The sequence below is a fragment of the Vibrio sp. SG41-7 genome (assembly GCF_014164465.1).
GTDB lineage: Bacteria > Pseudomonadota > Gammaproteobacteria > Enterobacterales > Vibrionaceae > Vibrio > Vibrio splendidus.
The window spans coordinates 76,533-86,512 of record NZ_JACJFF010000009.1 but is presented as its reverse complement, the minus strand read 5'-3'; the positions used below and the strand labels follow the sequence as shown (position 1 = coordinate 86,512).

General features: G+C 44.5%; 6 protein-coding genes, 2 tRNA genes and 1 pseudogene. 7 read left to right on the top strand and 2 right to left on the bottom strand.

The window, feature by feature from the left end; translation table 11 throughout:
• Positions 1 to 23 precede the first annotated feature (23 nt).
• Both H5300_RS04225 and H5300_RS04220 read left to right on the top strand, forming a co-directional pair.
• Positions 24 to 110: transfer RNA gene (locus tag H5300_RS04225), tRNA-Leu, on the top strand.
• Between the two features lie 64 nt (positions 111 to 174).
• Positions 175 to 248 (top strand) — tRNA-Cys (locus H5300_RS04220).
• Between the two features lie 174 nt (positions 249 to 422).
• Here the strand turns inward: H5300_RS04220 and H5300_RS04215 are convergent.
• Both H5300_RS04215 and H5300_RS04210 read right to left on the bottom strand, forming a co-directional pair.
• Positions 423 to 1,613 (bottom strand): hypothetical protein, encoded by a 1,191-nt coding sequence (locus H5300_RS04215; protein ID WP_182795489.1) that lies wholly within the window; start codon positions 1,611 to 1,613, stop codon positions 423 to 425.
• Between the two features lie 199 nt (positions 1,614 to 1,812).
• Positions 1,813 to 3,798, bottom strand: a complete 1,986-nt coding sequence (locus tag H5300_RS04210) for a hypothetical protein (RefSeq protein WP_182795488.1) — start codon at positions 3,796 to 3,798, stop codon at positions 1,813 to 1,815.
• A gap of 137 nt (positions 3,799 to 3,935) precedes the next feature.
• On the opposite strand from H5300_RS04210, the gene H5300_RS04205 reads away from it, so the two are divergent.
• From H5300_RS04205 to H5300_RS04185, 5 genes and pseudogenes are all read left to right on the top strand, one after another.
• Positions 3,936 to 5,039, top strand: coding sequence for a cytochrome-c peroxidase (locus H5300_RS04205; RefSeq protein ID WP_182795487.1), 1,104 nt, complete (start codon positions 3,936 to 3,938; stop codon positions 5,037 to 5,039).
• Complete coding sequence (locus tag H5300_RS04200) at positions 5,026 to 6,192, top strand: cytochrome-c peroxidase (protein WP_182795486.1); 1,167 nt, start codon at positions 5,026 to 5,028, stop codon at positions 6,190 to 6,192. Before H5300_RS04205 ends, H5300_RS04200 begins: the two co-directional genes overlap by 14 nt.
• Positions 6,189 to 6,773, top strand: coding sequence for an arsenate reductase (azurin) small subunit (locus tag H5300_RS04195; protein ID WP_102488714.1), 585 nt, complete (start codon positions 6,189 to 6,191; stop codon positions 6,771 to 6,773). The genes H5300_RS04200 and H5300_RS04195 overlap by 4 nt, the downstream gene beginning before the upstream one ends.
• Positions 6,773 to 9,491: pseudogene (locus H5300_RS04190) on the top strand (arsenate reductase (azurin) large subunit). Before H5300_RS04195 ends, H5300_RS04190 begins: the two are co-directional and overlap by 1 nt.
• Positions 9,492 to 9,500: 9 nt before the next feature.
• Positions 9,501 to 9,944, top strand: coding sequence for a CopD family protein (locus tag H5300_RS04185; protein ID WP_182795485.1), 444 nt, complete (start codon positions 9,501 to 9,503; stop codon positions 9,942 to 9,944).
• The last annotated feature ends 36 nt before the right edge of the window (positions 9,945 to 9,980 follow it).

The window sequence follows — 9,980 nt, the reverse complement described above, 5'->3', positions numbered from 1 at the left end:
GGCATCGCAATAAAGAATTGCGTGCCCTGGTGGTGGAATTGGTAGACACAAGGGATTTAAAATCCCTCGGCGTTCGCGCTGTGCCGGTTCAAGTCCGGCCCGGGGCACCATCTATTTGATTGTTACCTTGTTTGGTAATGTTCAAAAGAGTTGTTCTCTTAAAACACTATTGAAGGCGCCTTGGCAGAGTGGCTATGCAGCGGATTGCAAATCCGTGGACCTCGGTTCGACTCCGGGAGGCGCCTCCATTATTTAGAAAGCCCGATCAGAAATGGTCGGGCTTTTTTACGTCTGCAGGAAAGTGGTTTTGGTTTTTGAATGCTTTTCTTTTACCTTTTCAGATAGAAGAACGCCCGTAAAACCCATTCATTACCTTCGAAAGGTTAGCACATTTAGAGCTGAATCAAAGAGAAAGTTGCTAGTCAAAGAGTCCAACGCTGATCAGTGAACTGCACTTGTTCAATGCTTGATAGGGTATTCAAGCCATCGCGCGAAGTAACGGTGTCATTGAGCTGAAATTTACCGCCCCCAAGATTGTGGATTTGGTATTCACTTTTAGGACCATGTACTACAACCGTATTAACACCTAAATTTCCGGTTACCTTATTATCATATCCATTGATCTCAATATTTGCGTTATTCTTGCCCGATAGCGTTAGTTTCGTCAGATATTGAGAGTGATGAGTGTAGGGCGTTGCTGGGTCATATTGCATTTTAAAAGTGCCGGTGAATGTATCAGCAATGTATGCGTCGTAAGCCAGTGTTGGAGAGAAAATCTGTTCAGTAATATATTGCCCGTTAGGATCTCTTGTAGAAAAGTCGTCGCGAGTTTTAACTTTGTATAACCCCCACATACCTTCGCCACTATACGCCCCCCAAAGCCCGTAATAGCTATCAATGACTGCTGCAAAGTACTCTTGGTCAACACTGACTTCTTCTTGCCACTCTTCCAAAGTGTCAACTGGAGGTGTATAGGCATTATGTAAAGCCTGAGTCTGTATTGTATTCAGCTCTTTTTGAAATAAAGGTAATGCCGATTCGCCACTTTGAGGGGAGTTAAGAACACCAATACCATAGTCATGGACTAGGTGGAGAATTTCTTCGTAAGACGCATCGCGATGCTCTTCATAATCCTGTCGAACGTACCATTCCCCGCCTTCTACTTGAATTTCCTCTTCGAACAAGGGTTGGCCATCCAAATCGTCGTTATATTGGGGCTCATCGTGATAATTCATTAGTTTCAATATTGCGCCATTGTTCGCCATAGCATTTGCAATATCGCGTTTTGAGTCAGAGCTCCCGTATTTAGTGCCATCAACGGGGGTTAGAAAGTGATTGAGAACATTGACTGCTTTGACTATCTGATAATCGCTCAGGCGATCCATAATTAGAATATGGATAGATTTGCCATTAGGGGCATTGACCGCGACATGTCGGTTATAACCTGCTTTGGAATACGCAGAGAACTGAGAAGGGACCGCTTCTATTGTGATCCCGTGAACAACGGATGGTTTGACATTTTCTTGGCTTGCCACAGGCTTGCTTTGGTTTGAACTATTACAACCGACAAGAAGAACAGTGGCAGCGAACGCAGTTAAAGATAACACTTTCATGGTACACATCTTATGATTTAGAACGTGGTGCTAATATACCGAGATGTCGCGTGATATTGGGTGATTGCAGTTGCCGTAATACATACCCATACAATGTCTTACAATGCCCGTGATCCGTTGGCTCTGTTGTTTTAACCTGCCGACCAATCGAAAAATAGTGTGTCAAACCTTAAATGGGTCGATTATTAGTGCTAATAGGTTATGTGATTTGCATATTTTGTGTACAAAGAAACGCAAGGGCAGCTTGTAGAGCTATTGACGGTGAACCTTGGATTTTCTCAGCAAGTACGTTGTAGACTGTATTAGCATCAAAAAGAGAGATTTGAGGATAAAGTACTGGCTCTTCTAAGATCAAGCTAACTAGCTCTTCATGTGAACAACCACCAGACTGTTTTAATTGCTTCAGCGCCGCGATTTGGATACCAATATAAGGGTGCTTTAGTAGTCCGAGTAATTCTGTTTCGTCAGTGATATATCGCACTAAACAGACTTGTAGAGGGAGGCTTTCAGAGGCTATTAGTTGTAAACGGTGTTGATCGATCCAGAGAGTACCAAGCCAATCGATGATACTTTCGAGGTTGGAACAATCATCATTCAAGACTAGATCTAATACCGATTGGTTGAAGTAGGGCGTCTCAACGTCGGTCAAGTTGATATGATGACAACGCAAAGCAATGACTAGCGCGTGAAATTCAGCGTTGGATAGGCTAGTAAGTTTGTCAGTAGAGCAAAGCTCCACTAGATATTGCTTGTCTTGACAGTATTCAATCGCTAACGCTAGGTTTGACAAGCTTTCGATTGCAACTCGTTTGGTTCGAGCATGTCTTACTGAAGGTTTTGAACGCGCTGATTGCCTCAACGAATCAAGCGTGGAAGTGATAGGAGGCTGTGTGGCACTAGAGTCATCATTCGGACCGTCAAGTTCTCTATGTGGTAATTCTGTTGTCGCCGTTTCTCTTTCTGTTTGATTGGTTGTAATAATTGCAGGTAAGTCGACAATGAGCTCTTTTAGATAGCCCTGAGAACTCGGTGCTAGAGTTTGAGATAGGTGCTCAATGAGTTGTCGCCTCACTGAATTACTGCAAGTGCCCGATTGCAGTTGCTGACGAATAAAGGCAAGGCTTAGGGTTTGTGATATGTCACTTAGTAAAACATTCAAGCAATCAAGTTGAGTTGCTTCGTCTAAGCTCGAAAACTTCTCATAAAAGACGGGCATAAAGCGGTTAAATTGGGCTTGTTTACTCTGCGGGTTTAAGCTCGAAATTAATTGAAGTATCGCCGTTATTGAATGAGAGGGGTGCCGTTTATCTTGCCATTGATTCACGAGTTGTTGCTTGTGATTGTCGCTAAGCAGTGCCGAAAGGATATCGATTGGAATTTCTTGTAATAAGTCGTTCTGACAAAGGTGCTTAATGTCGACTTGGTAATTCCATTTTTCCAATGTACTGAGAGATGTTTGTCTTATCAGTGCGTCTAAGTGCGAAAGGCCAGTTAAAAACATTTGTAAATACTCACGACTGTTCATTTGAGACAGGCGTTGAAAGGCGATTTGCTGGCAACGTAGATCTTGGTGTTGCGTGGCTTTGAATAACGTTATTTTATCCGGTGTGCTTTTCAATAACATACGCATATCGTTTGTGCGCGTTACTGCAAAGTTCTCTTTAAGTAGTGCCGGTGAGTGACGCGATAGCACTGAGACTAGTTTGACCTGAACATCAGGCTCAGGGTCACTTCGAAGCAGGGGCAGTAAACGACTCGCTTGAATGTAATCTAAATTAAGTTCATGGTTATCCAAAATACGTGCAGCATTCAAACGGATATCATCACCATCATTCCATTCACCTTCCCAGTAATCGATATCGTCACAAACGACGTCTATCAATAATCCCTTCGCTTGTTCTGAATCGTTGTTGTGCTCAATAGCATTCAATGCGGCTAGTTTTACTTCGCTGTCATCCCACTCTTGAAAGCAGTGGATGATGTCTTTGATAGGAGCATGCTTGTCTTGAGCTAAACATTCTAGGCTTGTGATAACAACATCTACAACGTTGGATTCTAAACCTGTAAGCAAGAGGTGTTTAGTTTGCGAAAATTGAGCGAGAAACTGAGTTGCTAGAATTTGATCGGATACGTTCCCAGCAAGATAGGTATGTTCGACACAGAGAAGGAATTTATCGAGAGACATAGGTTTTAGTACCACTGAACTAACAAGTTTGAATAATAACTCTTATCATTCCGAATTGTATGATCCTAATCATATCTTTAATGTTTCACGTGTTAATAATAGGCTTCATTGATAATAATCCTTAAAAAGGAATGCCAATGAGTGTTTTACGAGCACAGTCCACACTTCAAAGCTTCGCTCGAAAAGTCTGCGTAGTATTGTGCTCCTTTTTTACGATGAATTTACATGCTGCTTTGCCTCCTTTAGATATCGATCCAGCTCAAGCAGAACTCGGTAAACGACTGTTTTTTGATACGCGCTTGTCCGGGGATGACTCGATATCGTGTTCCAGTTGCCATATTCCGGCGAATGGCTTTTCTTATCCTGAACCGTTAAGCCCTGCGTATACGGGGAGTGATGGATTTCGCAATGCTCCAACACTTATTAATGCAGCCTATAAAGAGGTGTGGTTTCACGATGGTCGTATTGGCACCAATCTAAACGATGTGGTGCGGGAGAATATCACTGAAGACTGGCTGATGAATATGGACATGCGTTTGATGCAGGAACGCCTCAAACAAGACCCAATATACGTCGAGATGTTTAAAGCGGCTAATCTAGGGGAACCGTCAAATGGCGGAGTACGTAAAGTTCTGCCTGAATACCTAAAAACATTGACTTCGAAAAACGTCCCTTTTGACGAGGGTGAGCTTAGCGACTTAGCGAGCCAGGGAGAAAAGCTGTTCACAGGCAAAGCGGGGTGCAGCCAATGCCATAGTGGCGCTCTATTTACGGATGGAAAGGCACACAATACCGGAGTGCCAGAAAATCATGAGATATTTTTAGACCCAATGCGGCATCAATCTTTCCTTGCCTACAACATGTTTATGGGTGTGCAAGATTACTTGACGTTAAAGCGTGATGTTGGTGCACATGTTCAAACTCATAAAGCGGATGGTAGTGATCGCGGTAAGTTCATTACGCCAACGCTGCGAGAGCTGACTCAAACTGCACCGTATATGCACAATGGTATGCTGGCTACGCTTGAAAATGTGGTTGAGTTTTATAATCAAGGCGGTGGCGAAGACTCAAATAAAGACTCTCGACTCACCACGCTTTCTTTAACGGGAAAAGAGAAAAAGGCGCTGGTGGCCTTTCTGGAATCGTTATCTGGAGACGCCCTTATAGGCGAAGAATACGAATGGTTAGACTATGACTTCGGCTACGAATACACGGAGGATTGGTCAAATGCTCGTAACTAAGCGCTCTGTATTAAAGACGGCAATCTTTATTCTTATTGGGATGGCGGGGCTTCCTAATGTTGTTTATGCAAAGGCACAGCTTGAACCTCTCGGGGGGGTACCTGTACCAGCGGATAATAAACAAACGCCTGAAAAAATAGAGTTAGGAAAGATCTTATTTTATGACGGACGACTCAGCGGTGATACGACTAGTCCATGTGCTGGTTGCCATATTCAATCTCAGGGCTGGGGTTTCCCTGATGACTTATCTATGGGATATCCGGGTACGGTACATTGGCGCAATAGCCAAACGATTATTAATGCGGCTTATTATGACAAATTTTTCTGGGCGGGCAGCGCTATGTCATTGGAAGCGCAAGCCAAAGATGCAGCGAAGGGCGCGGTCGCGGGTAATGGTGAAGATGACATCATGGAAGCGCGCTTAGCCTTAGTACCTGAGTATGTTGAACGCTTTAAGCGAGTGTTTGGTGATGATACTCCGAAAATACATAACGCTTGGCGCGCTATAGCCGCGTTTGAACGCACGATGATTCAACGTGACACACCAATAGACAACTATTTACTCGGTGACAAAACCGCTTTGTCTGAGTCCCAATTGAAGGGTAAAGCACTGTTTGAGGGTAAAGCGAATTGCATTGCTTGTCACAACGGGGCTTTGGCATCTGACCAGAAATTCTACAACATTGGCGTGCCGCCAAGCCCTTGGTGGAATGATGATGGATTAGCGCAGATAACATTTAGATTTGAGCTTTATTCTAAAGGTGTCACCGAAGAGATGTACCGCACCACAAAGGCCGATCCCGGTGCTTACTTTCGTGCTAAACGTAAAGAGATGTTAGGTAAGTTCCGCACACCGAGCCTACGTTATACAAAATACACTGCGCCCTATATGCACAATGGCACTATTCCAACTTTAGAAGCGGTGATTGATTTCTACGACCGAGGTGGCGTGGCAGATGATGGGCGCACTACTGGATACCCTCAGACCAAATCTGCTTTGATTCAACCTCTTGGTTTAACGGAACAAGATAAAAAGAACTTACTGAGCTTTGTAGAAGCATTTTCAGGTGAGCAGATTTTTATTGAAGAGCCAACCATTCCAGAATACCAACCGCTATTTACTAAAGAAGAACTTGCTGGAGCAGAAAAATGATCGCCAACTCAGAGCAAAATTCGAGTAAACGACACAACAAATGCATGATGTCACGACGTGATTTTTTACTTTATTCCGGTGCGGCTACTGCCGTATCTATCGTTCCTCTTACCTTATTTGCAGGGACTGATTCTGAAACTCAAGTTGAAGGTCGTGTTGTCGGTTACCCGCGTAAGAAAATCGCAAAGTTAAGTCAACTCATCAACCACATTCCGGTTCATTTTCAATATCCAGATGAAGGAAAAAACTCGATTGCGATGCTGGTTAAATCCGACATCGAATGTGGCGGTGGGATAGGGTTACAGCGCGATATTGTGGCGTACTCGATGACGTGTACTCATCAAGGTGGGCCTTTAACCGGAGCTTATAAAGCAACAGGAGAGCATCGCATTGTCGGGCAGTGCCCATTCCACCTATCTACATTTGATTTGCGTCGCCATGGAATTATGGTGTCTGGTCAAGCCTTTGAGAGCTTACCTCAAGTACTGCTCGAGCTCGAAGGTGACGACATCTATGCAGTTGGCGTTATGGGGTTGATCTTTGGTCGCATGGAAAACCTGATCGATGTGGAGGTAGTTTAATGAGTGAATCTTCTTCAAGCAATCAATCTCCTTTAAACCGTCAGTACCTTCAACCGACAAATACTTTACTGCCTCCTGTTCATGCTGAAGTTATCACAACAGCCTGTGATTATTGTATCGTTGCGTGCGGTTATAAGGTTTACCGTTGGCCTGTGAATAGCCCTTCAGGTGGAGCTCGCGCTAACGAAAATGCGTTTGCTGTCGACTTCCCGGTTCATGCATTACAAGCTTGGGTTTCGCCACAGCAACATAATATTGTTTCGCATAATGGCAAACCACATCATGTGGTTGTAGTGGCAGACAAAGACATACAAGTCGTCAATAAAGGCGGTGATTCTTCGGTTCGTGGTGGACTGCTCGCAAGAAAGCTCTATAACCCAGAAACACCAACAAAAGATCGATTGAAACAACCACTTGTTCGAATTAACGGTCAGTTACAACCTGTAGAATGGGATTTTGCGCTGGATATAGCGGCCCACGTTGGTCGTCACGTGATTGATACGCACGGTTCGAACAGTTACTGCGTAAAAACCTATTCTTATCAGTATATTGAAAACACCTATGCAATAACAAAGTATGCATTGCGTCATGTCAATACCGCGAATTTTTCGTTTCATGACACGCCGTCAGATGTCACTGCAACCCCAGGTTTTCGAGATGCGGGTTTTGATAATTTTGCTCCAAGTTATGATGACTGGGGCGCGGCAGACACTTTGATGATCTGCGGAACGGATCCTTATGAGACCAAAACCATCATTTTTACGCAGTTCATTATGCCTGCGGTGCATCGTGGAATGAAAACCGTAATTTTGAACCCTCGTGAAACCGCTGGAATAGCGTGGCTTAAAGCTCAAGGAGGATTGCACCTCGATATTAATCCCGGCAGCGATAATCTTGTGATTGGCGCAATTGCTCGGGTGATCTTAGAGCAAGGATGGCAAGACAATGAATGGATTGAAAACTGGGTCAATAATAAGTGGGAATCAAGCTCTGGCTTTGGCCAAGGTACACGTAACACACCTTGGCAGTGGAGAACCACTTGGGGCAAGTTCCAAACCGATGGCTTTGATGATTATAAGCAATGGAATTTAGAGCAGAAAGAGTTCGCACCTGAGTATGCCGCGTCGATAGCGGGCATCGACGTCGAGAAGATCCACAAAGCTGCCGAGATGTTGGCAATGCCAGTGAATGGTCAACGAGTTAAAGCATCAATTGGTATAGAGAAGGGCTTTTATTGGTCGAACAATACCGGAAATACCAACGCCATCGCCTCCCTTGCAACGATCATCGGTACTGGTGGCCGCGAAGGGCGTGTCATTGGTCGGTTTGGTGGACATCAACGCGGTGGGTTAGCGGGTGGGAAACTTCCAAGAAACAAGTCACCTGAAAAAGTCGCAGGCAGACGCAGACGCTCAATAGACACCGATAGATATCTCTATTCCGGACATACTCGTATGGCACATGTTATTGGTACAACATGGATTCAAGCTATGTGTGGCAGCTATGGGTTGAAAGAGAAATTCACTGACTTAACGACACGTAACCCTCACCAAGCGACGCGACGTGATAAACAGCACATTATAGATACACTCAAAAAGCGTGCAGACTCCGGTGGAATGGTCGTCATCAATCAAGATATTTACTTACGTGATCCTATAGGGAAACAGTTTGCCGATATCATCTTTCCGGCTGCGACTTGGGGGGAAGAGGATTTCATACGCGCTAATGGTGAGCGTCGGCTGCGCCTTTACCAACAGTTCGCTGATGCGCCGGGTCAGGCTAAGCCAGACTGGTGGATCGTTGCTCAAATGGCTTCGCGAATGGGGTATGACGGGTTTGATTGGCAAAACTCGAATGACGTAGCCGAAGAGTCATCGCGATTTAGTCGCGGTAGCCGTAAAGATTTCAATATGATCAAAGTTGCAGCACATGCTGAAGGAAAAACACTTCATCAAAAGCTCGCCGAATTTGGTACCGAAGGGATCCAAGGCCCTGTATTTTATAACTATGACACCAAAAAGCTGATTGGCACTAAACGCCTACATGATACTGAAATGAGTTGTGGTCGAAAAAGGGCTGCAAGATGGGCCTCAAGGCGCCAATATTATGCGTAAACAGCTCACTCAATTTAATAGTCAGACGGGGAAGGTCAATCTTCAAAAGCACCCTTGGGATCTGTTCAGTGATTTCCACGCTTGGCTTACCCCAAAACAGGACGAGTTATGGTTTTCGAATGGTCGTATTAACGAAATTTGGCAGTCAGGGTTTGATGATACCGAGCGCAGGCCTTACATCACTCATCGTTGGCCTGAAAACTGGATTGAAGTACACCCAGAAGATGCGGAAAAACGGGGCATAGAAGCCGGAGATGAAGTACTGGTGTATTCGGAGCGGGTGGCCAATTTTAAGGATACGATTCTGGGTATCGAGTCAGGCGATTTCCAGTTTAGTAACTTAATGAAAAATGGTCACATTCAACTGGATTACGCGGAGATTAAAGCCGTTGCGATTGTCACCTCAGCCACGAAAAAAGGTGTGTTGTATTGCAATATGATGGACATGAAGAACCCAGCGAATGCTTTAACAACAAGGGTAGTTGACCAAATCAGTGGTAACTACAACTACAAAATGGGCGTCGCCAAAATAAAGAAAATTGGTGAATCAAAATATAAGCGTGAGTTTGAAGGGTTCTCCTTTGCACCACGTAACATTGTGTAAGGGAAGTTTATGTTTGGCGTATTATTGGTTTTGCATGTATTGGCTGCCACCATTTGGACGGGAGGGCACATTATTCTCAGCGTCGTTATCCTTCCTAAAGTCTTGAAACACCGATCTCCAGAAATGTTATTGGAATTCGAGCAAGGGTACGAAAAGGTGGGAATGCCTGCTTTGGTAGTTCAAGTGGTGACAGGGTTGATGTTCGCTTATCACATGTTGCCAGACGTTAGCTTATGGTTTGATATGTCGATTCCACTGGCTCATGGCATTGCCGCTAAATTGACGTTACTGTCTCTGACGGTATTGCTAGCCCTAGACGCACGCTTTCGTGTGATTCCAAAACTATCGAAGGACAACTTGGTTGATATGGCACTGCACATTGTGCCAGTGACCATTATTTCAATTTTGTTTGTGGTTGTCGGAGTTTCATTCAGAACGGGGTGGCTAGTTTGATATGTTTGTACGTTTAGTGCGGAACATTTGACCATG

Excerpts from the sequence above, each read along its gene's own strand:
- H5300_RS04200 (WP_182795486.1), top strand. The coding sequence starts at position 5,026 with ATGCTCGTAACTAAGCGCTCTGTATTAAAGACGGCAATCTTTATTCTT.
- H5300_RS04185 (WP_182795485.1), top strand. The coding sequence starts at position 9,501 with ATGTTTGGCGTATTATTGGTTTTGCATGTATTGGCTGCCACCATTTGG.
- H5300_RS04205 (WP_182795487.1), top strand. The coding sequence starts at position 3,936 with ATGAGTGTTTTACGAGCACAGTCCACACTTCAAAGCTTCGCTCGAAAA.
- H5300_RS04215 (WP_182795489.1), bottom strand. The coding sequence starts at position 1,613 with ATGAAAGTGTTATCTTTAACTGCGTTCGCTGCCACTGTTCTTCTTGTC.
- H5300_RS04210 (WP_182795488.1), bottom strand. The coding sequence starts at position 3,798 with ATGTCTCTCGATAAATTCCTTCTCTGTGTCGAACATACCTATCTTGCT.
- H5300_RS04195 (WP_102488714.1), top strand. The coding sequence starts at position 6,189 with ATGATCGCCAACTCAGAGCAAAATTCGAGTAAACGACACAACAAATGC.